This window comes from Nostoc sp. DSM 114159 (assembly GCF_053470285.1).
The window spans coordinates 7,039,057-7,059,940 of sequence record NZ_JBPFEH010000001.1; the positions used below are offsets into that span (position 1 = coordinate 7,039,057).

Sequence of the window (20,884 nt, forward strand, 5' to 3'; positions counted from 1 at the left end):
AGTAATAATTCATAAGTCATAACCTATCCGTCTGAGTAGTTTAAGAATCAGAAGAATATGTGATGATAGCATTTACAACAATTTTTACGCTCCAAACAAATTGGATTCTAAACTAACAATGTTAAGCAATCAAATTAGCAAATATACTTCAAAATTACCTTTGAATTCTCCTTGGTTTATTATTCTTCTTTTTTCTTTTCTTGGTTTAATAGGTATTCTTAACCATTCTATGTGGCGAGATGAACTAAATCCCTGGCTGATTGTCAGAGATAGTGGCTCAGTGAGGGATTTAATTACAAATATTCATTATGAAGGTCATCCTGTTCTATGGTATTTTTCTCTGGCACTTCTAAGAAAAATAGCCGACGATCCAATTATCATGCAAATTTTCCATTTGGCAATTACTGTTGTTTCAGTTACACTTTGTTGCCTGTATAGCCCTTTTAACTATCAACAAAAATTTCTATTTTCCTTTGGCTTCTTTCCTTTTTATGAATATCTTTTAATTTCTCGAAATTATGCCTTTAGTATGTTATTTGTTTTTGCATTCTGTACAGTTTTTGCATCTAGAAAAATAACTTATGCTTATTTGGGAATTTTATTGGGTTTACTCGCAAATAGTAGTGCTTATGGTTTACTAGTATCATTTTCTTTATTATTGACTTTGCTGGTTGAATTTTGTTTTGATAGCGAACATCGGCAGCAGTATTTTAGTCAAGCCCAAAGGTACGACTTAGCTTTAAGTATTGGAATTATCACATTATCTTTTATTTTATCCGTTTATATTATTACTCCTCCAACAGATAGTTATCTTCACGGTGGGTTAAATAATGGTTGGCTAATAGAATTAGATATCCGTCATCTGTTGAGAAGTGTTGGCAGAGTATTTGGTAGTTATTTATTAATTATTCCTACACATAAAAGATGGCTGGATTTAATTGTTTGTGCGACAATTGCTTTATTTTTTGTAGTTTTAACTTTAATAAAATTATCTGAAAAGCCAGTTGTTTGCTTTTTCTACATGATAGGTAATTGTATATTATTTGCCTTTACATACTTGAGATTTATAGGTATGCCACGGCATTTTGGACATTTCTATTTAGTTTTAATTGCAGCTTTATGGCTGGGAAGTTATTATCACAAGTCTGTAGCTTTACTTAATAAAATTTCTATTATTCCACGTTCAATTACATTTATTCATAAATGGCATTATGTCGCTTTGATGCTCATTCTTTATGTCCAGTTTGGAGGAGGAATTTATAGTTTTTCAAGAGATTTAGTTATACCATTTTCTGCTAGTCGCGAAACAGCCCAGTATATTCATAAATCTGGATTGGATAATGAGTTTATTGTTGCCAGTCGAGATGCGAATATGGCTCCTTTATCAGGTTATCTCAATCGAAAGTTTTACTATCCAGAGATTGAAAAAATGGGAAGCTTTACTTTATTTAAAAAAGGTCGTCAAGAAGTAGAACAAGCTGAGATATTAAGCCAGATTAATTCTTTACTTCAAAATCAAGATGAGCGAAAGAAAGTTTTGCTGATTTTAAATAAAAAACTGAATGTTAACCGCAATGATTTGAAAATTGTTCCGATCAAAGATTTTCAGAGAGGCTGGGTGGATAATGAAAGATATTATCTTTATTGGGTAGACGAAGTATAAGAATAATGCGCCCCAGAACTTTGTAGTTTAAGATGGTAGAGACTTTTTTCTACTAAGGGATCGGCATTTATATTTGAGTGTGTCGCCAAAACACCTCAAAAATAACGTTTTTGCATCCTTTGACTAGCTTGCCACCGCTGATAACTAGCTCGGATGCATGAGGCTAATCTACACTGGAATAAGAGAATGTGTGTTTAACTGGCTTATATGTCCAAAACTGGGGAGTTTTGTCATACCTTCTCGGTGTTGCTTATGAGGTGATTACCTCGTGTGTTAAAACTTAACTTAAATTCTGTCAGTTACTAACGGAGTTGATGGGAATGACTACCTTAATTTTTATTGGCTTGATAGTGGTTTACGGAGGCGGCGCTTGGAAATTTTGGAATGGGTTTGGACGGACTAATTTTAATCCAACTTTGACTAATCGGATTGGTTTATCTTTGCTATGGCCAGCTTTGTTTATTACAAATCAGTCTTATCGTCGAAACTTTAGAAAGGCGTTGAAGGGCTAGGGATTACTATTAAACCTAAATCATCTAATGGTGACGGTGGTATATATCTCAAATAAATCTAACCTACAACCTCGCTTCCTACTAAGGAAGCGAGGTTAGGTTTGTTCCTTTTACGAAGGAGAGCAATTAGGGAAGGATTAGGGAAGGATAAGTTCGTTTACCGTTGGAAAATATTTCAACTGATGAATTTACCAATTATTTACCATTGGTTAATAGATGGATTGCGCCACCAACAGCTGCACCATCAATAGCATTGCCAAGAGTATCTCTTTTATCGCCAGTAATTACACCAGTCAATGCACTAGCCCCTGCACCGACTCCAACATCTTGAGCAGCGTTCCGGTGACGGCGATTGCGAGTATTTCTCAGACCATTTGCACCGTTGACGGCTGCACCAGTGACACCACCTTTAACAGCATTCCCTAATACACTGCCATTTCCCCTAACAGCTCCGGTTACAACGTTGGTAACAGCTCCGATACCTGCATCTCTTAATACTTGGTCATCAGCAGCAGCCGGTTTGGCGGGAACTAAGGTTACACCAGCTAAACTTGCAGCCATGAGGCTGGGTAAAAGTGCGCGTTTTAGGATTTTATTCATTGTGTTACCTTCTCAAAACATCAAACAATTTTCTAAAAACCAAAGTTACTAGAGTCTGATAAAATTTTAATTTTTTATCTGAATCACAGCAACTATATTGTTTGAGAACATATTCATTATTGCATTTGCAAAGTCATAACTACATCTACTGAAAGCATTAATATAAATTCAGTCCAGAGAAGGCCTTACTGATTTTTTAAATCATACAAGGGATTACATCTTGACAAAATCGATCAAATATGGGGTGTAGATTTTTTCCATTAACAAGGGATTTGTAATCAGAAATAATGTAGTGTTTACCTTATCTATCTAAAGATAGTTGTCAAAATAATTAAACTAATACCAACTCAATTAATGATTGCAATACATTCTTGGCTAAAGACGCGATGAATCGCGTCTCTACAAGATGGTCTATTTGTCGCATCCTTGATTATCTATCCCACCAGCGCAACCAGGGTAATTCTAGATTTTGATAGCGAACTTGCCAAGAAAATGTCAAGCAAAGGTAGAAAAACCGAGATTGGGTGGAATATCCTGAATTCGCCCAGGCCCGATCGCTCGTAATGCTTCTTTGAGTAAAATATCCCCAGTATACAAGGCACGTCCGACTATTACGCCAGTCACGCCTTGAGGTTCTAACGCCAACAAACTCAACAAGTCGGTGACAGAACTTACCCCGCCAGAAGCAATTATCGGGATGGAAATTGCTGCTGCAAGTTCTCGCAAAGCTTCTAAATTTGGCCCTGTCAGTGTACCATCGCGGTGGATATCTGTGTAAATTATGGCGGCTGCGCCTAATTCTTGCATTTGTACAGCCAGTTGAGTTGCTAAAACTTCTGAGGTTTCTAACCAGCCGCGAGTTGCGACTCGACCGTTACGGGCATCAATACCGATAATAATCTGTTCGGGAAATTCTTGGCAAAGTTCTTGGACTAACTGGGGTTGTTCTACGGCAATGGTTCCGAGAATTGCCCACTGTATGCCTAGATTAAATACTTGTCGTACACTGGTGCGATCGCGCAATCCTCCACCAATTTCAATGGGTACTGACACTGCTTGAGCGATCGCTTCAATTGCCCCCAGATTTACTACTTTACCTGCTTTAGCACCATCTAAATCAACTATATGCAATCTAGTAGCACCTTGCTCTACCCACTGTTTGGCAACATCAGCAGGATTTTCGCTAAAAACTTGCGAGCGATCGTAGTCTCCCTGATACAGTCGCACACAATGACCTTCTAGTAAATCAATCGCTGGAATTACGTCCATTTAACTCTTCCTTATTGCAATCAAAACGCTATCTATAGCTGAAATTTACTATTTTTCATTTTTCATTTGTAATTGCCTTACAGCTTGCCCAAAACCTAGCACAAGCAAGATGTTAGAAAGCGTCAAAAATAGTTCTGCACTACCGTGCAACCAATCCACATTGGCTAAAGACTCGCCATAATGCAATACAGCATAAATCCCCGCCGGGATGGTAATGGCAACAAAAACGAGAGTGCCGTAAAATCCATACAACGCTAAACGCGGCATTTGCGGACTGCGGCTGATAAACCACAAGAAACCCAAATAGGGAAACAGTGAAAGTGCAAACAGGGTTTCTTTAGAAATCATTGCTCTGATTTGATAGGTTTTGGTTCAACAGTGTTGACAGATTTGGTAGAACGCCAAATCACAAACGCCGCCGCCCAAAGTGTAAAATTACCAACTAAAGTCATGGTAGCTTGAAGCGTTACCAGCCATTCCAGAGATTCGGCGTTGTCGAAATAATGCCAGGTACAAGCACACATAGCGCTGACTAAAGCTGGTAACATCGCCAGGGATAATCCCCACCAGCTGCGGTTATTAGTCAGTTCGCCGTAAGTCCAGATTAACCAAATGGCGACAATCCACTCAATAACGCTAGAAACATGAATAATCCAGGTAGGAATCGAAAGGGCGTGCATAAGAAAGTTAGGAGTTGGGAGTTAGGGATTTGGAGTGGAGAGTAGCACTGTCAAGGTGATATATATTGAATTTTATATTTGTTTAAACAAACCTTGATTATGCAACGCCAAATAAAGATTCTTATCAATACTTGTCGGGTTTTGCGGGAAAGGGACTCATGTTAAAAGGGAAAAAACCTTATATATCGAGCCTTATACTCCTTTTCCCCTTACCCTTTTCCCTTTAACCGAGCAGTATTGAGATTCTTATTTATAAGCGTCTTCTAAATTATCCAGTTTGTCAGAATTGCTCGTTGAGTTGAAGGATTTGCGCTCAAAACCACCTACTTCTGCCAAAGTATATAGGGGCCTGGCTTTAACTTCTTCGTAGATGCGCCCTATATATTCACCTAAGATGCCAACACTGACTAACTGCACAGAGCCGAGAAAGAAAATTGCCATCAAAATAATCGTAAACCCAGTTAAAGGCGAATGGGGGACAAAAAGACGCCAATACAAGACTAATAAAGCCATGAAGATGGCCACCGCCGCTGCTACTAAGCCTAAGTAGGTTGATAACCGCAGTGGCACTATTGAAAAAGACACTAGACCATTGATAGCAAGGACTAAAGATTTGCTAAAAGTGTATTTAACTTCCCCAGCAAAGCGGGGGTTGCGCTCGAACCGAATTGCTGTTTGCTGAAAGCCAACCCAAGAACGTAAACCACGAATATAGCGGGTACGTTCTGGCATAGAATTAAGAATATCTACAATCTGCCGATCCATTAGACAAAAATCACCAGTATCAGTAGGAATCTCTACATCTGCAAGCTTCTTAAGGATACGATAAAAAAAATAGGCAGTAAAACGCTTAAACCATCTTTCTTTAAGGCGTTGAGTGCGTTGAGCGTAGACGACTTGATAACCTTGTCGCCATTTTTCAACCATGTCGGGGATTAGTTCTGGTGGGTCTTGTAAGTCTGCATCAAGGATGACAATAGCTTGACCTCGGACAAAATTAAGACCAGCAGTTACGGCAATTTGATGACCAAAGTTACGAGCAAAGCTCAGATAGCAAATGCGCGGGTCTTTTTGATGGAGGTCTCGTAGTAATTGTAGGGAGCGATCGCGGCTACCATCATTGATTAAAATTAATTCGACAAGCCCATCCATCCGATTCATGACTGCACTCAGTCTGCGGTATAGTTCTGGAATAATTTCTTCTTCGTTATAAATTGGAACAATGAATGAATACTTTGGTAGCATCTAAAAATATTGTTTAATTTTTTTTACAACTAAGATAACAGGCTGCTTGCGATCGTAAAGGTTTGCTTCACAGTATACCTAGCAAGACTCAAGTCTCATTCTCATACTTTATTTATTCTTCGGATTTATGTTATCTGAAGAGTCTGATTTTTTCAGGCTTTCTACAGCTTTTTTGGCAAAAGTTCGACGATGGCGATACCAAGTAGACCCTGCTACCAGTGTTCCAGTTAAACCTAATGCAAGTATTAGCGGCAAAAAATCGCCCGTATTCACTGCCTTCAGACCAGAACTACCTAGTAGTACAAAAGGTAAGACACTAGGAACAGTACCAAGTGTTGTACCGAGAACATAATCTTTAAAGCTAATCGAAGTCAGTCCCGCGACAAAGTTGACCAAGCCATAGGGCATGATTGGTACTAATCGGATGGCAAACATATAAAAAAGCCCTCCACGACGCACCTCAGCATCCATAGCTTGCCAGCGTCCTGCTAGTCGTTTTGCAACTGCTTTGCGTCCAATAGTTCGAGTAAAAACGAAGGCAATTATTGCCGCAATGACTGCTCCAAAACTAGTCCAGACAGTACCCAGCCAAGGGCCAAAAATGGCACCTCCAGTCAAATTTAGTACCGTTGAGGGCAAAACTAACATGGTTGCCACAACGTATAAAGCAATATAAATAATAGGTGCCCAGATACCAGAAGATTTCAGCAAAGCTTGAATTTGTACTGGTTCAATGCCACCAAGAAGATATACGGTTATACCAGTTGCAATTATGCAACTCAGCGTCAGTAGCAAAATACCAGTTTTCAAGTTCCACATTAGAACTCTACTCCTACTTTTTGTGTAACAAAACCCATCTTTTGAAAATTTAAATCCTTGTAGAGACGCGAAATTTCGAGTTTCTACAAGGATTTTTCACTAGATGTCTATTGTATTGGCTAGTTTTCAAGAGAAGCGACGTAACTTTTATCCCAGTATCCAAGCACAGACCAAGAAAGCGCAAGGTAGCAAGACTTATGTCAATGAAACCGGAAGTAAACACTTCGGAGTCGAAAAAATGTAAGTAATTATAGCGCCTGCTATCCTGCTTAGGACAAGTCTGCTATGGATAACTGTGACAGTAGTTCTTTGACGATTTGCCAATGAATGTCCTCAGTTGTTTGACCGCTGTTATAGAACTTGGGAATGAGTTTACCATCTATATGGGGGACAGAGATTCATTTCACAATAGCTATTAATCAATCCAAAATCTAAAATTCAAAATCCAAAATGGTCAAGATGCGGGCATTATTGTCTGGGTATTACGGTAAAGGTAATGGTGGTGACGAAGCTTTATTGGCAACGCTTTTGCAAATGTTACCATCTCACGTAACGCCTGTGGTGCTTTCTGGTAATCCAGAGGAAACCCGCGATCGCTACAATGTAGAAACCTACGATCGCATGGCTCCTTTGGCTGTACTACAAGCTTTACGCTCAAGTGATGCCTTAATTTGGGGCGGCGGGAGTCTTATTCAAGATGTCACCAGTACTATCAGCCCATTTTATTATGGGGGACTGATGGCATTGGCGCAGAAAATGGGTTTGAAAACTGTTGCTTGGGCGCAGGGTATTGGCCCTTTGGTGCGTCCGCAAACTCGTTGGTTGGCAAAGCAAACCTTTAGTAAGTGTACCAAAGTTAGTGTCCGCGATCGCGCCAGTGCGGCTTTATTATCTGATTGGCAAATTCCTTATATAATAGCTCCTGATCCGGTTTGGGCGTTGGAATCTCAACCAGTACCAGGACTTTGGGATTTACCTGCGCCGAGAGTTGCGGTAACGTTGCGATCGCATCCCCAACTTACAGAAACACGTCTGGCAAACTTAACTCGCGCTTTGGTTGACTTTCAAAAAGCTACGCAGGCTTTTATTTTATTACTACCGTTTCAAAAAAGTGAAGATTTAAGTATTGCCGAAGCTATTCAACCACATCTTAAAAATGTTAGCAAAATTTTGTGTCTGGAAGATCCGCAACTTTTAAAAGGTGTGTTTCGCGGTGTCGAGATGGCAATTGGGATGCGTTTGCACAGTTTAATTATGGCTGCTGCTGAGGGTTGTCGTTGTTTTGCTCTTAGTTATGACCCCAAGGTAAATCGCCTGATGGAAGATTTAGAAATGCCTGGATGGGATTTAGCGAGTTTACCCGATGACCCCAATTTGATTGGTCTGACTTGGATGGAGCATTACGCCAATGGCGATCCTTTATCATCAGAGAAAATCCAATCTTTAGTAGATGGGGCATTATTGCACCGCGAGTTATTAAGCCACGTTTTATTTAATAAATAAGATTAAACAATTTAAAGCGAAGAAAATGTAAAACTTCTAGAACTAGCCTTTTCAAGGTGACTTGTAAAATATCTTTTTTTATCTCTATGCTATGTCAGTTGCTATCTTGCGGGAACGCTAATAGCGCGAACAGGCTGGGTAACTAACTGCAAGGGCGCACTCACTCCTCTCTGGTTAAAAGTAACTGAACTAACCCCTACATACGCAGACAGCACCGATAAAAGAGATTAAAAAGGATTTTTCAAGTAATATTTTTACCCCCTTGAAAGGGTTAACTTCTATAACTTATAAATTGTTCAAAATCATCATGTCGTGTAGCGATGTAAATACATATTTTCCTGTTTTTATTGTTTTTTGGCGGGAAGAAATTTTAAAAGCTTTATGAAGTGTTTGTAAAAATATCTTAGTCTTAATTGTACATAGAGTAATTGTAAAAACTTTATGAAGTAGTTATAAAAATATCTTAGTCTTAATTGTACATATTTGCTTTAGCGATATTATTTACTAAATGCAAAAATAATGATTGAAATAATTCTAATGATAAGCTTTGGCTTTTGGAACTTAATTATACTAATTTTAGTTGCTTTAGTTCTCAACAATAATTGGCGATTAGATGAAGAAAAGGCAGCCTGGAAAAATTCTTTATTTTTAAAATCTTCAGTCATCCAACGGCTAATAAAATTTTTTCGTCAACCAATTGTTAACTTTTTCATCCAAGGATGTGTTGTATTAGTTGTTACGAGATTTCTCTGTTATACAGGCTGGCTAATTGATTTCCTAAACCAGCCAAATGCACCTTTATGGGATTTTCACTGGTACTATGTAGCGAGTAAATTGGCTCATCAGCATTTGAGTCCGTTTAATGTTGAGATTTTTAACCAAAATTTCTGTACCATAACTACGGTGTGTGGATCTCTTCCACCGTTTGTCTATCCACCTAATATTATTCCTCTCATCTGGTTTCTCGGTTATTTTTCAATGAATACTGCATTTAAAATTTCAATTTTAATGCATATATTAGCAATCGGTTTGGCCTTATGGGGAGCGAATATATTGCTAGAGTCAAAGTCACTAGCTCTAAGAACTATTTGCACAATTTCGGTTGCCTTGATTTATGGCGTAGTTCGCGATCTTCAAGTTGGTAATATTGCAATTTTTATTGCGGTTCTGACCTTATGGATGTTTATCTTGGCTAGAAAAAATCAGGATATTCCAGCAGGAATTTGCTTGGGAATTGCCCTTTGTAAGCCAACATTAGCTGCATTATTCATTCTTTATTTTCTACTTAAAAGACGCTTCTCTCTAGTTTTTGTATCTGTTTTCACAGTAACGGCTCTAGCATTTTTAGGTTTAGCCTTGACAGGTAATTCTTTGACACAATTCGTGTCCGATTCATCTCGTGGATTTTCTCTCTGGCAAAATGATCCCGCAGTTAGCCCTTATATATCAATCAGTCGTCTCGATTTGATGGTTGTGGGCCCAAGATTAGTTCCCAATAACCCATTCTTTGCCAAGCTTTTGTCAAACTTAATTGTTTTGATACTTCTTGGTTTGGCGGGTTGGTATTGGTATTTACAACAATCTGTCACCAACTGGTCAAAAAAAATATATTTAGTAGAAATGGTACTAGTTTCTTGCTTGAGTATTGGCATCAATTATTCGCAGGAAACTAGTTCTGTAATGTTAATACCTGCTGTTGTTTTTTTGCTAAATGATTTCCTGTATCAGATCAGGTATTGTAAATTCTCTAGGATAAGAATGTCTGTTTGGTTCGTAGGGGTTTGCTGTATTGCAGTGCAAACAGCAGTTGTTCATGGCTGGCTCATCCACTCGCTAGCAAATCATTGGAACGTAAAAGCAGGACAATTGCCATACATTATGAAAGTAACTATCTTCGCCCTACCGAGTTATGCGGTTTTAGGAATTACACTGAGTATTTTACTCTTAGCAATTAGTTCCCTTCCTCAAAAACAAATGATGAAATTTGAACCTTTTAATGGAGTATCAAATTTATAGTTTGTAGTTTGTCTAGTTATAGCTGATTCGTAAAGAAAATCTGAAGGGTACTCAACTCATTGCTAGGTCTAAGTTTCAGCGAATAAGTGCTGTATTGACTTAAATTACTGAAACCCTGATTAGACAAGTACTTTACTTTAGTTGACAAATTAGCTCTTAGTTTGAAGGGTTTTTAGTCAGGACTTTAGTGCTTAGAAAATAAGCATTAAAGTCCTTACTACTAACTTGCTTATCCCTTAATTCAAAAAAGCTGACAGGCTACTAGTGACTCCTTTGGCTGCTGACAATCCCTGACCACTGTACTTTTTTCTCTTTTTCGCGGCGGTAAGAAAAGAAATGCTCTGGAGTTTGGAAAGTACAATAAGGTGCGATCGCAATTTGTTCTGCACTAATTCCCATATTTTCCAGTTGTAAGGTATTTACTCGCCGCACATCCAGCCGTACCTTTCCTGGATCGGGGTCTTCTAGCAAAGGTGAATTTGGTAACTCATGTAATGCAGTTACGATTTTTTCTTCGTCATTATGTGATATAATGCTAGCCCCAATTTCGGCAGCCACTTCGATAGAGACTTGGTAAACCTCACCAGCGATCGCTGGGCCCATCGCAATCCGTAAATCATCAAGTTTGCTGCCTTGAGATTGTAATCTAGCGATCGCCAAGGGAACAATCTTCTTGGCAGTCCCCCGCCAGCCTGCGTGTAATGCTGCTACCTGTCCAGTTCGCACATCCCCAATCAACACGGGTGTGCAATCTGCGCTAGCGACCCAAACCGCTTGTTTTGGCTGTTCGCTGATTAAACCATCTGCCGATGCGAAATCCTCCTGTGCAGTGGTTAAGAAGCTTTCAACTTCTTGGGGGGTGAGAACAGTATTGCCATGAACCTGCTTTAAGCGATAGACTGATGCCTCTGGTTGCAATACTTCTGTGATAACTTGTGGCGATCGCGGCCAAAACTGGTGGGTAAAGAAGCCGTGATGCCAACGTTCCAGAATACTACAAGTTAGATAGGGGAGTCCTTCCCAATTGCGCCAGTGCCAAGTGTGCATCTTCAACCAAACCTAAACAGAAATCACTCATCAGCCAATCAATGCTAACTTGAACAACGGAATTTGGGTTAACTGCTGTGGGATTTAATCTGCAAAACTTGGAAGCAGCCTTGCTAGCAGGGCGTAAGCATACATATTTACCATTTTCTCTTCACTTTTTTGAAAGCGTCTCCTCAACCAACCAAACCCTCTGGAACTTACTCAACCAAGGGGCTATTTCAGGAACAGTAGTAATCGCAACTGTGCAATCTGCTGGGCGGGGACAATGGGGCCGCCAGTGGATTTCTCCGGCTGGGGGATTATATGTTTCCGTGGCAATTTCTTTCGACCACAAAATAGAAGCTACTGACAGCTATCAGCTAACTTTTGCCACTGCTTGGGGAATTGCGTCGCAATTGCGTCAACACGGTATAGATGTTGGGATAAAATGGCCTAACGATTTAGTTTTAAATGGTCGCAAACTAGGCGGCATTTTGACAGAAACCAAAGTAAACAAAGGACAAATCACCCAAGCAGTAATTGGTGTTGGTATTAACTGGACAAACCCAGTACCAGAAACTGGAATCAATCTGGAATCGTGGCAAGCTTCCCAAGATAGCAGACCAATTTCTTGTCTGGAAATGTTAACCTCTAGAGTCTTGCTAGGAATAGAATCCGGTATGGAGTGCCTTGAACAAGAAGGAGTAAATATACTCTTGTCTCGCTATTTAGAATTGTTTACAAACATAGGCGATCGGGTGTACGTCAATAATCTTTCAGGTACAGTAGTTGGGGTGACTCTTCAAGGAAATTTACGAGTTGATTTAGAAACACATGATACAAAGGAATTAATTTCACCGGAAATTTATATTGAACCCGGTACAATCAGTTTGGGGTACCACCATAAATCTTCCGTTTAAATTTGAGGTTTGTTCAAAATTTCGCTCTCGGGGCAAGACAAACCACTAGCATCATCTCTTTAGGCAATTACACACAACTGAGAGAACAAATGACGCAGCGCAATAATTCTGCCGATCATCGTTTGCATTACTTATGGCAGCAAAGTCTGACAAAAAAACGTTTTGCCTCAACGCTACCAGCTCAGAGCCTCTGTTGGCTGAGTAGCGTTAGCCTCCTTAGCGGTGGCTTCGTATTTGCCCAAACGGAAGCACAAATAGATAACATCGTTCCTACTGTTGAAAGTTCTCAGCCAACAGCCGTTAAAAATCCAGTTAACACTGAGCGTTCGCGCAGCGTCTCGCAGAGAAGCCAAAGTGTTAAAAAACAGGCTGCTGCGCCGGAAGCCGCTCAAGCGCAACCGGAATTTTCCCAACGGCGAGCCAGACTCAGACAGAGACTAGGCAGGCCAGAGGTTGCTCAATCAAAAGAGCCAGTTAGGCAGTCTACACCTAAAATCGAAGCAGCTGAACCTGTTGTAATTATCAGACAGTCAAAGCCCAAAGTAGAAGCTTCCCAGGTTACTCCTGTAAGGGTGAGACAGGAAAAACCCAATGCCCCTGCCCGCTATGCACCTGAAAAACTTCCAGTAGTTGCTCAACCATCAAATAACTCTAACAGCCCTGTCAGTGCAACGGCACAAAAAACCAAGGATTATAATAACGCTTATATCGATCCTAATAGTTATGACAGTGGTGCAACAGCTACTTATCAAGCACCAAACTCTGTAATTGTTACAGAACGCTCTAGTGGTTGTCGAGCCATTTTGCCATCAGGGCAAAGTGTATTAGGCGGCGTTTGTGCCAAAGTACCCCAAAAAAGTGTAGCTGATTCTAATCGTAAATCAGCACCTAATTGGCTCAGAAGAAGTCAAAACGCTCAATTACCAGTAGTAGTTCCACCCGTGCGGCCAATTGCAACTACTGGCAATACTAGTAGATGGCGTGCTGCTCAAAGTGGTTCTAGCGGTGTCGTCACCAAGAGCGCATTTCGCCCGAATCGGTTTATCCCGACTCCCGCTGAATTCAGTCCTACCAGAGTAAGTGCAGCTCCGATTGCACCAAGTGGTGGGACTTTACCGCCACCAATGGCAGATGGTAACATTGCACCCCGCCCCAGCAACGTAGCTTACGACTTCTCACTGGCATCAGTATTGCCGCAAATCCCCTACATGGGGAGAGTCGCCTATAGTGGTACGGGAATGATGTATCCCCTATCTATTCCCGCTCCCATTACTTCTTTGTTTGGTTGGCGAATTCATCCAATCACAGGTACTCAACGGTTCCATGCTGGTACAGACTTGGGTGCGCCTACAGGAACACCAGTTTTGGCTGCTGCTGCGGGTCAAGTGGAAACTGCTAATTGGGTGGGTGGTTATGGTTTAACTGTTATCCTAAATCACAAATCTGCTGAACAAACTCTCTACGGTCATATGTCAGAAATCCTTGTTCAACCCGGTCAGTGGGTACAGCCTGGAACTGTCATCGGGCGAGTTGGCAGCACTGGGAACTCCACAGGCCCTCACCTGCACTTTGAAGTTCGTCACCTGACACAAGATGGGTGGGTTGCTTCTGACCCAGGCGTGGAATTACAAAGTGCCCTCAGTCAGTTAGTGCGGGGTTTGCAAACTGCTCAGGTTAGTCAAGAACCAGGCAGTTAGAAGAAAGTTAGGAGTGAGGAGTGAAGAGTTATGAATTTAAAACTCCAAACTCCAAACTCCTTTAGTTACTTACAAATACCCGTGTTCTGCGAGGAATGCGGGTGTAATGCCATCTATACTATTGTCATCATTAGCTCTGGTGTGGGGGTTGCCAGAATAAAGGAATTTTTCGACGTATTTGCCGAGAATATCCCCTTCTAGATTTACCAAACTGCCAGAAACCAAGTAGCGAAGATTTGTCTCGCTGTATGTCAGGGGAATTACCGCTACTTTGAATTGGGAGAGTTCTGGCTCATAAGCGGCGACTGTGAGACTGATGCCATTGACGGCAATGCTACCTTTGGGGACAATGTACCGTGCGATCGCAGCGGAAGCAATAAAGGTCATTTCCCAAGAACTAGCCGTTTGTTCGGCCACTAGTAATCGGCCGATGCCGTCTACATGACCCATCACAAAATGACCGCCAACTTTGCTGCCTACCTTGAGCGACGCTTCTAAATTGACATATCTTTTTTGGGTTTGCTCACCTCCCAACGTCGTGCGGCGTAGAGTTTCCGGTGAAGCCGTGGCAATAAACCCGTCTTTTAAAACTTGTTCCACTGTCAGGCAAACACCATCTACAGCAACACTGTCGCCATAAGCCAAATCTTGCATAATTACTTCACCCGACTGGCTTACACAAGTAATTTGCCAAGAATCGCCCCCCAAGGGTTCCATCGTTCCTAATGCCTGGATTAATCCTGTAAACACGGCTTTTTTGTCAAACTAACTCTATTTATTGCCTAATTTTGCCTGAAATCAATTGGTAATTGTCACAGAAATCTCGAACATCCAAGTATATTTTCTGACTTTTTTTCGCAAAGTTTTTTCGCATAGGAATATTAACACATTAGCATCCTTCACAGGGCATACTTGGGTAAGAAGGTTATTGTCTAAGAAGACCAATTTGACTTACTCTGGTTTTCACCACAAGTTCGGAGTTTAATAGAAGCAATTATAGAGAACGAATGCTTATGTTTATTACTGTCACCAAACCGCCTAAAAAGGGGTGCTATTTATTACACGGCATCCAAGACTCTCAAAGCATTGTAGAGGCTTAGGCAATGATTGAAATGAAAGTCGCTGGCATAGCATTAGATGCCATAACTCGCAGCCCGATCGTCCTTTTGAAAGATTCTTCAGATCGTCGGGCTTTGCCAATTTACATTGGTCAAGAACAGGCTAGGGCAATTATGGGTGCACTGGAGAATCAGAAGCCCCCTAGACCGTTAACTCACGACCTGATTGTAAATATTCTAGAGACTTGGAATATGACTCTAGAAAAGGTGATTATTCATTCCCTGCAAAAGGATACATTTTATGCAGCTTTAATTGTCCAGCAAGGCGAAGTCAAAAAAGAAATTGACGCGCGTCCTAGCGATGCGATCGCTATTGCCCTCCGTACAAATACTCCCATTTGGGTAATGGAAGAAGTCATTGCCGATGCTTCTATCCCTGTCGATCGCGATGCAGATGAAGCCGAACAGCAAGCCTTCCGTGAATTTATTTCTAATCTCCGTCCTGAAGATTTGATCAAGCGCTTTGGTAATGACGACAGCTAAATTAAAGTTATGAGTTATGAGTTATGAGTTAGTAGTTAGGAGTTATGAGTTATTTTGCTTCAACTCCTAACTTGTAAGCAAAAAAAGTTAGGAGTTAAGAGTTATGATTTATTTCCTTCAACTCCTAACTTATAACTCCTAACTCCTAACTCTTTGTTAAAAATGCAATACCGACGCTTTGGAAAAACGAATCTGCGCCTCTCGGTTTTTTCCTTGGGAACAATGCGCTACTTGGCTGATTTTGAAAATGCTCACCAGACCATCGAACAAGCCTTAGCGCTAGGAATTAATCATCTAGAAACTGCCCGAGGTTATGGCAAAAGCGAGGAGTATCTTGGTAGAGCGCTAAAAGCTGGGTTGTCAGTACCCCGAACTAGGCTTTATGTCACTACCAAAATCTCAGCCACAGCAGATGCTGACACCATGCGTCGGTGCATCGACGAATCCCTAGAACGATTACAACTAGATTATTTAGATTGCTTAGGTGTTCATGGTTTGAATACGTGGCAACATTTGGAATGGGTGCAAGCCAAAAATGGCTGTATGCAAGCAGTAGAGGAAGCTATTGCTGATGGTCGAGTGCGACACGTCGGTTTTTCCACCCACGGGTCATTAGAGGTAATTCAGGCTGCAATAAATACAGATTTATTTGAATTTGTCAATCTGCATTATTACTATTTTTTTCAACGGCACGCACTAGCGATTCAACTAGCTGCCGAAAAGGATATGGGCATTTTCATTATTTCCCCTGCTGATAAGGGAGGACGTCTCTACACGCCACCTCAAACCTTAAAAGACCTGTGTTACCCGTATTCACCCTTAGAACTAAGTTATCGATTTTTACTTTCAGATCGCCGTATTACTACTTTGAGTATAGGGCCAGCTAACCCAGGTGAATTAAGAGAACCTTTGCAAATTGCTGACCATGATGGAGAGTTAACATCAGCAGAAATTTCCACTTTCCAGCAGTTAGAAAATCACCAAAAACTTACTTTGGAAACTGATAATTGTAGCCAGTGTTATGCTTGTTTACCTTGTCCAGAAAATATTAATATTCCAGAGGTGTTACGGTTACGTAATCTCGCTGTGGCATACGACATGAAAGACTATGGCCAATATCGTTACGGAATGTTTGAAAATGCTGGTCACTGGTTCCCTGGAATGAAAGGCAACCGTTGTACAGAATGTGGTGACTGTTTGCCTCGCTGTCCAGCAAAATTAGATATTCCAGCTTTGTTGGAAGATACTCATCAAAGATTAAATGGGAAAGTAGGTAGGAGATTGTGGAGCTGACACTCTCCGGTCTAAAGACTTACTGTGTACACACAAGTCGGAAAACCTCATGCACATTGGCTTGAATCTGGTAGGGTGCGTTATGGATATTAGTCCTAATGCACCGAAAATCAGAGACTCTGTACAGTCGGTGTGCAACGAGATTGTTAGACCGTACCTCAGCAATCGCTGCCAACTGACGCTCCTATCTTCATTTTATCCAACCTCTTTGGGACGAACTTCAAATTCAGAACGCGCGCGGAAGAAACAAACATCAAACTCAAAGAAGAAATTAGCTTGCCCCAAGATTAAAGGCACATTGGGTGTTTGTGTCCAAGCAAATGCAAGATTAATGGTGGGGAATGAACTGACTTGAGCATCAACAACGACTGCACGAGCTTCAAATCGAGCCAAGTTCCCTGTCAATAGAACTGAGAGAGTTTCATCCTCCCAAATTAAGCCCAGTTGTAAACCCAACTCATAGGGCAAAACATTAACGCTTGCACCTGTATCCAATAAACCTTCAGTGTTCAGAGATTGACCATTAAGACTGAGCGTCAAAGGTATGTATGGCATTTGATCAACCATGCCAAGGCTACTATCAATGATTTTGTAGGGAAATTTTTGAGTGTCAACCATTCTTCTCTTGCTGCTTTGTCGCCAGAAGATTCATCAAGACATTGGCAGCCTCAGAACAATTGTACGGCGACCAGACTGGATACTCCCGGTTCGCAACAAAAAAGTTTGCATCTTCTTCCTTGACCAGTTCTGTGGCAAGGAACTGCATTAGCCGAAGCTTGTCAATTTTTGGAAGTTCTTGGATTTGTGACATGAGTTCAGCTAATGGCATTTGAGAATCTCCTCGTCTGAGGGCTGGTGAAAGGAAGCGATCGCCCTCTCATTTTAGCCTCGCGATTGCATCCACGGTTGCAGCTTATAGTGCAATCTGGCTTCTGGTTAATACTGCCAGAGAAAAGTGATGCTGGGTTTCCTGTTGTCAACCCAGCCTACGACGATAGGCGATCGCCCTACTTTGACCTGTACAATTGCACCCTCTGGAGCTATATGTATAACAGCTATTTGAAAGCCTTTGTGTAAAAGTCAGTTTTCCATATAATTTTTTTCTAAATCCTAATATATCAAGCATTACAGCTACCTTCTTTCTGGGTAAAGCTGTTCGTAGTCCGCTTGATTAGAACTACTGGCATATATATATTGCATGAATTTTGAACACCTAAAATGGTACAAAGTTAACACCCTAGTGCGTTAGCCCACGGCATAACACACCCTACAAAACTAGTTTTTAGGTTTTAACTTCGGGGTTTTCAGCGAACATTCTTAGAAAAATGTAAAATTAATAAAGATTTAATAGAGTTAGGAAGATCCGCCCAAGCTGGGGTATCTCGCGGCAAGAAAGATGAAGATTAAAAAAAAAGAAATATCCTGCGCCAATCACTGACGGTTTTCCGCTACAGTGGACGAGCTGTAAGCTTGGTATGGACTACTAGCCGATCGCTTACTATTTTTCTGGCTAGTTTAACAATAGTTGCTGGTCTTTTACCGGCGGCGATATCTTACATTAGTAAGTTAATTGTTGATGCAGTGGTATTTGCATCTCAAGCTAATACACAAAGCGATGGTTTTGTCAATATTTACCCCTCGCTATTTTATGTAGGATTAGAAGCGATCGCTGTAATTTTACTAGCAGGCAGTCAGCGAGGAATCACTATTTGTCAGTCGTTATTGCGGGCGCTAATGGGTCAGCGAGTAAATGTACTCATCTTAGAAAAGGCGCTGACACTGGATCTTAGGCAGTTTGAAGACTCAGAATTTTATGACAAATTGACCAATGCCCGACGAGAAGCATCGGTTCGTCCCCTTTCCCTAGTAAACCGCACCTTTGGGTTGGTGCAAAATGCCCTATCCTTAATCACCTACGGGATTTTGCTGGTCAATTTCTCAGTTTGGGCAGTGGTGGTACTGGTTTTGGCAGCTATGCCTGTATTTATTGCCGAAACAAAATTTGCTGGAGAAGCCTTTCGCTTGTTTAGTTGGCGTGCGCCAGAAACCCGTCAACAAAACTACTTAGAAAATCTGCTAGCAAGAGAAGATTTTGTCACAGAAGTTAAACTCTACCAGTTGGGAGAGATGCTGCTAGGACGTTATCGCAGCCTATTCGATCAACTATATGGCGAAGACCGCGATTTAACTCTGCGACGAGGACTTTGGGGATATCTCTTGAGTTTAGTGAGTACTGGTGCTTTTTACTTAGCTTATGCTTGGATTGTGCTGGAAACAGTGCTAGGTAAGATTTCTTTGGGAGATATGACAATGTATCTCACCGTGTTTCGCCAAGGACAGTCTACTTTCTCCAATGCCCTCACTTCTATTGGAGGGATGTATGAAGACAACCTATATCTATCAAATCTCTATGATTTTCTGGAAGAAGAAGTACCAAAATCTTGGGGTAAGGCAACCATTGGTTTAAATTCCCAAGATGGTATCCGTTTTGAGAATGTCTCATTTACTTATCCGGGAAGTTCCAAGCCAGCATTGAGAAACATTTCGCTGCACTTAAAACCCAGAGAAAAACTGGCAATTGTGGGTGAAAACGGTTCCGGTAAGACTACCTTAATCAAATTACTTACCCGACTCTACACACCAGACTCCGGGCGAATTTTTTTAGATGGCTTGGATTTGCAGGAATGGGATGTGGATGTGTTGCGGCGTCGCGTTGGTGTGATTTTTCAGAACTTTGTCCGCTACCAGTTCACTGTGGGAGAGAATATTGGCGTAGGCGATGTGGAACATCTCGAAAATAAAACACAGTGGAAAACTGCTGCCCGAAAAGGTATGGCCCAATCTTTTATTGACCAATTACCTCAAAGCTTTCAGACTCAACTTGGTCGTTGGTTTAAAGGAGGACAAGAACTTTCTGGAGGACAGTGGCAGAAGATTGCTTTGTCTCGTGCTTTTATGCGATCGCAAGCAGATATCTTGGTGTTAGATGAACCAACATCAGCAATAGATGCCCAAGCTGAGTTTGAAATTTTCAATCATTTTCGCTCGATTACTCAAAATCAGATGGTACTTTTGATTTCCCATCGCTTCTCAACGGTACGAATGGCTGACAAAATTCTAGTTATAGAAAACGGCGAAGTTATAGAACAGGGAACTCACGAAGATTTGTTAAAGCTAGGAGGACGTTACGCCAAATTGTTTCTGTTACAAGCCGCTGGTTATCAATAGGAAAAGAAGTTAAAAGACTATGTGAATTGAGATAGCGATGCCTACGGCGGGCTGCGCCTACGCTCACCTTGTAGAAAGCACATAAAACCTCTATCTAACCTGTTAACCAGTTCGGTCAACATGGATAAAATATCTTTAGTGCCTAGACACTCCGTATCGTTAAACATTGCTACCCGATAAAATTATGCAAATAACAAAACAGCGATACTATACGCCAGAGGAATATTTAGAGTTAGAAGAAGCTGCTGACTACAAAAGTGAATACATTGACGGGCAAATAATTCCTATGGCGGGTGGAACAGTAAATCACAATCAAATAGCACTTAACTTAAGTACTGAGTTGAATTTTGCTTTTAAAAAGCAGAATTACCGCGTTTTCATGGGTGATGTTCGTCTGTGGATATTCCAAAAGCGTACCTACACCTATCCAGACGTGATGATTCTGGCGGGTGAACCGGAGTATTTCAACAACCGAAAGGATATAATTGTCAACCCACAGGTCATTGTGGAGGTTTTATCAAAATCTACCAAAGGCTACGATCGCGAAGATAAATTTCAGGCTTACCGAACTATTTCTACCTTTCAAGAATATGTATTAATTGACCAAAATCGGATTCATGTAGATCAATTCTCCAAAACTGGGAAAAAGCAATGGATGCTTCGTGAATATGATGAAGAAGATGAAGCGATCGCACTTGTAACCGTACCATTTGAAATTTCTCTACAGGATTTATACAACAAGGTGAAGTTTGAGCCTGTTGAGTCGGAAGGGGAAAGTATTGATGTTGAGGAATTGGGGTAAGGTGCGATTA

At 41.0% G+C, this 20,884-nt stretch carries 22 protein-coding genes; 12 read left to right on the forward strand and 10 right to left on the reverse strand.

Features of this window, described 5'->3' with window-relative positions; translation table 11 throughout:
• Window positions 1–118 precede the first annotated feature (118 nt).
• Together ACR5KR_RS29760 and ACR5KR_RS29765 are read left to right on the forward strand one after the other, a co-directional pair.
• Window positions 119–1,663 (forward strand): hypothetical protein, encoded by a 1,545-nt coding sequence (locus ACR5KR_RS29760; RefSeq protein ID WP_445628810.1) that lies wholly within the window; start codon window positions 119–121, stop codon window positions 1,661–1,663.
• Between the two features lie 320 nt (window positions 1,664–1,983).
• Window positions 1,984–2,175 carry a hypothetical protein gene (locus ACR5KR_RS29765; protein ID WP_445628811.1) on the forward strand — a complete coding sequence of 64 codons (192 nt, stop codon included), beginning with the start codon at window positions 1,984–1,986 and terminating at the stop codon, window positions 2,173–2,175.
• A gap of 195 nt (window positions 2,176–2,370) precedes the next feature.
• Here ACR5KR_RS29765 and ACR5KR_RS29770 read toward each other — a convergent pair whose 3' ends face one another.
• The 6 genes from ACR5KR_RS29770 to ACR5KR_RS29795 all read right to left on the reverse strand — a co-directional run bounded on the left by ACR5KR_RS29770 (window position 2,371) and on the right by ACR5KR_RS29795 (window position 6,788).
• The gene (locus ACR5KR_RS29770; RefSeq protein ID WP_322672272.1) at window positions 2,371–2,775 is read right to left on the reverse strand and encodes a hypothetical protein; all 405 of its coding nucleotides are present in this window, start codon (window positions 2,773–2,775) and stop codon (window positions 2,371–2,373) included.
• 495 nt (window positions 2,776–3,270) lie between these two features.
• The gene (hisA, locus tag ACR5KR_RS29775; protein ID WP_448269059.1) at window positions 3,271–4,044 is read right to left on the reverse strand and encodes a 1-(5-phosphoribosyl)-5-[(5-phosphoribosylamino)methylideneamino]imidazole-4-carboxamide isomerase; all 774 of its coding nucleotides are present in this window, start codon (window positions 4,042–4,044) and stop codon (window positions 3,271–3,273) included.
• 48 nt (window positions 4,045–4,092) lie between these two features.
• Window positions 4,093–4,392 (reverse strand): DUF3593 domain-containing protein, encoded by a 300-nt coding sequence (locus ACR5KR_RS29780; RefSeq protein ID WP_099099640.1) that lies wholly within the window; start codon window positions 4,390–4,392, stop codon window positions 4,093–4,095.
• Window positions 4,389–4,724: a DUF2499 domain-containing protein gene (locus ACR5KR_RS29785; protein ID WP_445628813.1), complete on the reverse strand. Its 336-nt coding sequence runs from the start codon at window positions 4,722–4,724 to the stop codon at window positions 4,389–4,391. The genes ACR5KR_RS29780 and ACR5KR_RS29785 overlap by 4 nt, the downstream gene beginning before the upstream one ends.
• A gap of 246 nt (window positions 4,725–4,970) precedes the next feature.
• Entirely contained in the window at window positions 4,971–5,969 is a 999-nt protein-coding gene (locus ACR5KR_RS29790) for a glycosyltransferase family 2 protein (RefSeq protein ID WP_445628814.1), read from the reverse strand.
• 108 nt (window positions 5,970–6,077) lie between these two features.
• The gene (locus ACR5KR_RS29795; RefSeq protein ID WP_448269060.1) at window positions 6,078–6,788 is read right to left on the reverse strand and encodes a TVP38/TMEM64 family protein; all 711 of its coding nucleotides are present in this window, start codon (window positions 6,786–6,788) and stop codon (window positions 6,078–6,080) included.
• 103 nt (window positions 6,789–6,891) lie between these two features.
• Here ACR5KR_RS29795 and ACR5KR_RS29800 point away from each other — a divergent pair, with 103 nt between their 5' ends.
• From ACR5KR_RS29800 to ACR5KR_RS29810, 3 genes are all read left to right on the forward strand, one after another.
• Window positions 6,892–7,032 (forward strand): hypothetical protein, encoded by a 141-nt coding sequence (locus ACR5KR_RS29800; RefSeq protein ID WP_448269061.1) that lies wholly within the window; start codon window positions 6,892–6,894, stop codon window positions 7,030–7,032.
• Window positions 7,033–7,247: 215 nt separating this feature from the next.
• Window positions 7,248–8,291: a polysaccharide pyruvyl transferase CsaB gene (gene csaB, locus ACR5KR_RS29805; RefSeq protein WP_448270382.1), complete on the forward strand. Its 1,044-nt coding sequence runs from the start codon at window positions 7,248–7,250 to the stop codon at window positions 8,289–8,291.
• A 537-nt stretch (window positions 8,292–8,828) separates the two neighbouring features.
• Window positions 8,829–10,307: a glycosyltransferase family 87 protein gene (locus ACR5KR_RS29810; protein ID WP_448270384.1), complete on the forward strand. Its 1,479-nt coding sequence runs from the start codon at window positions 8,829–8,831 to the stop codon at window positions 10,305–10,307.
• A 261-nt stretch (window positions 10,308–10,568) separates the two neighbouring features.
• On the opposite strand, the gene pgeF is transcribed toward ACR5KR_RS29810, so the two are convergent.
• Window positions 10,569–11,354 carry a peptidoglycan editing factor PgeF gene (gene pgeF, locus ACR5KR_RS29815; RefSeq protein ID WP_448269062.1) on the reverse strand — a complete coding sequence of 262 codons (786 nt, stop codon included), beginning with the start codon at window positions 11,352–11,354 and terminating at the stop codon, window positions 10,569–10,571.
• A 77-nt stretch (window positions 11,355–11,431) separates the two neighbouring features.
• On the opposite strand from pgeF, the gene ACR5KR_RS29820 reads away from it, so the two are divergent.
• Both ACR5KR_RS29820 and ACR5KR_RS29825 read left to right on the forward strand, forming a co-directional pair.
• Complete coding sequence (locus ACR5KR_RS29820; protein WP_448269063.1) at window positions 11,432–12,253, forward strand: biotin--[acetyl-CoA-carboxylase] ligase; 822 nt, start codon at window positions 11,432–11,434, stop codon at window positions 12,251–12,253.
• 89 nt (window positions 12,254–12,342) lie between these two features.
• A complete protein-coding gene (locus tag ACR5KR_RS29825) occupies window positions 12,343–13,950 on the forward strand; it encodes a M23 family metallopeptidase (RefSeq protein WP_448269064.1) in 1,608 nt (535 codons plus the stop codon).
• Window positions 13,951–14,019: 69 nt separating this feature from the next.
• Here ACR5KR_RS29825 and ACR5KR_RS29830 read toward each other — a convergent pair whose 3' ends face one another.
• A complete protein-coding gene (locus ACR5KR_RS29830; RefSeq protein ID WP_448269065.1) occupies window positions 14,020–14,700 on the reverse strand; it encodes a riboflavin synthase in 681 nt (226 codons plus the stop codon).
• Between the two features lie 353 nt (window positions 14,701–15,053).
• Here ACR5KR_RS29830 and ACR5KR_RS29835 point away from each other — a divergent pair, with 353 nt between their 5' ends.
• Both ACR5KR_RS29835 and ACR5KR_RS29840 read left to right on the forward strand, forming a co-directional pair.
• A complete protein-coding gene (locus ACR5KR_RS29835) occupies window positions 15,054–15,551 on the forward strand; it encodes a bifunctional nuclease family protein (RefSeq protein WP_190730096.1) in 498 nt (165 codons plus the stop codon).
• Between the two features lie 162 nt (window positions 15,552–15,713).
• The gene (locus ACR5KR_RS29840) at window positions 15,714–16,844 is read left to right on the forward strand and encodes an aldo/keto reductase (RefSeq protein ID WP_445628825.1); all 1,131 of its coding nucleotides are present in this window, start codon (window positions 15,714–15,716) and stop codon (window positions 16,842–16,844) included.
• A gap of 195 nt (window positions 16,845–17,039) precedes the next feature.
• Here ACR5KR_RS29840 and ACR5KR_RS29845 read toward each other — a convergent pair whose 3' ends face one another.
• Together ACR5KR_RS29845 and ACR5KR_RS29850 are read right to left on the reverse strand one after the other, a co-directional pair.
• Window positions 17,040–17,462, reverse strand: coding sequence for an aspartyl protease family protein (locus ACR5KR_RS29845; protein ID WP_448269066.1), 423 nt, complete (start codon window positions 17,460–17,462; stop codon window positions 17,040–17,042).
• Window positions 17,455–17,673, reverse strand: coding sequence for a hypothetical protein (locus ACR5KR_RS29850; RefSeq protein ID WP_094342777.1), 219 nt, complete (start codon window positions 17,671–17,673; stop codon window positions 17,455–17,457). Before ACR5KR_RS29850 ends, ACR5KR_RS29845 begins: the two co-directional genes overlap by 8 nt.
• An 89-nt stretch (window positions 17,674–17,762) precedes the next feature.
• Here ACR5KR_RS29850 and ACR5KR_RS29855 point away from each other — a divergent pair, with 89 nt between their 5' ends.
• From ACR5KR_RS29855 to ACR5KR_RS29865, 3 genes are all read left to right on the forward strand, one after another.
• Window positions 17,763–17,921, forward strand: a complete 159-nt coding sequence (locus ACR5KR_RS29855; protein ID WP_445628827.1) for a hypothetical protein — start codon at window positions 17,763–17,765, stop codon at window positions 17,919–17,921.
• A gap of 342 nt (window positions 17,922–18,263) precedes the next feature.
• Complete coding sequence (locus ACR5KR_RS29860) at window positions 18,264–20,072, forward strand: ABC transporter ATP-binding protein (RefSeq protein ID WP_448270386.1); 1,809 nt, start codon at window positions 18,264–18,266, stop codon at window positions 20,070–20,072.
• A 184-nt stretch (window positions 20,073–20,256) separates the two neighbouring features.
• The gene (locus tag ACR5KR_RS29865; protein WP_448269067.1) at window positions 20,257–20,874 is read left to right on the forward strand and encodes a Uma2 family endonuclease; all 618 of its coding nucleotides are present in this window, start codon (window positions 20,257–20,259) and stop codon (window positions 20,872–20,874) included.
• The last annotated feature ends 10 nt before the right edge of the window (window positions 20,875–20,884 follow it).

Excerpts from the sequence above, each read along its gene's own strand:
- ACR5KR_RS29785 (WP_445628813.1), bottom strand. The coding sequence starts at position 4,724 with ATGCACGCCCTTTCGATTCCTACCTGGATTATTCATGTTTCTAGCGTT.
- ACR5KR_RS29780 (WP_099099640.1), bottom strand. The coding sequence starts at position 4,392 with ATGATTTCTAAAGAAACCCTGTTTGCACTTTCACTGTTTCCCTATTTG.
- ACR5KR_RS29795 (WP_448269060.1), bottom strand. The coding sequence starts at position 6,788 with ATGTGGAACTTGAAAACTGGTATTTTGCTACTGACGCTGAGTTGCATA.
- ACR5KR_RS29800 (WP_448269061.1), top strand. The coding sequence starts at position 6,892 with ATGTCTATTGTATTGGCTAGTTTTCAAGAGAAGCGACGTAACTTTTAT.
- hisA (WP_448269059.1), bottom strand. The coding sequence starts at position 4,044 with ATGGACGTAATTCCAGCGATTGATTTACTAGAAGGTCATTGTGTGCGA.
- ACR5KR_RS29760 (WP_445628810.1), top strand. The coding sequence starts at position 119 with ATGTTAAGCAATCAAATTAGCAAATATACTTCAAAATTACCTTTGAAT.
- ACR5KR_RS29810 (WP_448270384.1), top strand. The coding sequence starts at position 8,829 with ATGATAAGCTTTGGCTTTTGGAACTTAATTATACTAATTTTAGTTGCT.
- ACR5KR_RS29850 (WP_094342777.1), bottom strand. The coding sequence starts at position 17,673 with ATGCCATTAGCTGAACTCATGTCACAAATCCAAGAACTTCCAAAAATT.
- ACR5KR_RS29840 (WP_445628825.1), top strand. The coding sequence starts at position 15,714 with ATGCAATACCGACGCTTTGGAAAAACGAATCTGCGCCTCTCGGTTTTT.
- ACR5KR_RS29765 (WP_445628811.1), top strand. The coding sequence starts at position 1,984 with ATGACTACCTTAATTTTTATTGGCTTGATAGTGGTTTACGGAGGCGGC.
- csaB (WP_448270382.1), top strand. The coding sequence starts at position 7,248 with ATGCGGGCATTATTGTCTGGGTATTACGGTAAAGGTAATGGTGGTGAC.
- ACR5KR_RS29790 (WP_445628814.1), bottom strand. The coding sequence starts at position 5,969 with ATGCTACCAAAGTATTCATTCATTGTTCCAATTTATAACGAAGAAGAA.
- pgeF (WP_448269062.1), bottom strand. The coding sequence starts at position 11,354 with ATGCACACTTGGCACTGGCGCAATTGGGAAGGACTCCCCTATCTAACT.
- ACR5KR_RS29825 (WP_448269064.1), top strand. The coding sequence starts at position 12,343 with ATGACGCAGCGCAATAATTCTGCCGATCATCGTTTGCATTACTTATGG.
- ACR5KR_RS29865 (WP_448269067.1), top strand. The coding sequence starts at position 20,257 with ATGCAAATAACAAAACAGCGATACTATACGCCAGAGGAATATTTAGAG.
- ACR5KR_RS29835 (WP_190730096.1), top strand. The coding sequence starts at position 15,054 with ATGATTGAAATGAAAGTCGCTGGCATAGCATTAGATGCCATAACTCGC.
- ACR5KR_RS29845 (WP_448269066.1), bottom strand. The coding sequence starts at position 17,462 with ATGGTTGACACTCAAAAATTTCCCTACAAAATCATTGATAGTAGCCTT.
- ACR5KR_RS29770 (WP_322672272.1), bottom strand. The coding sequence starts at position 2,775 with ATGAATAAAATCCTAAAACGCGCACTTTTACCCAGCCTCATGGCTGCA.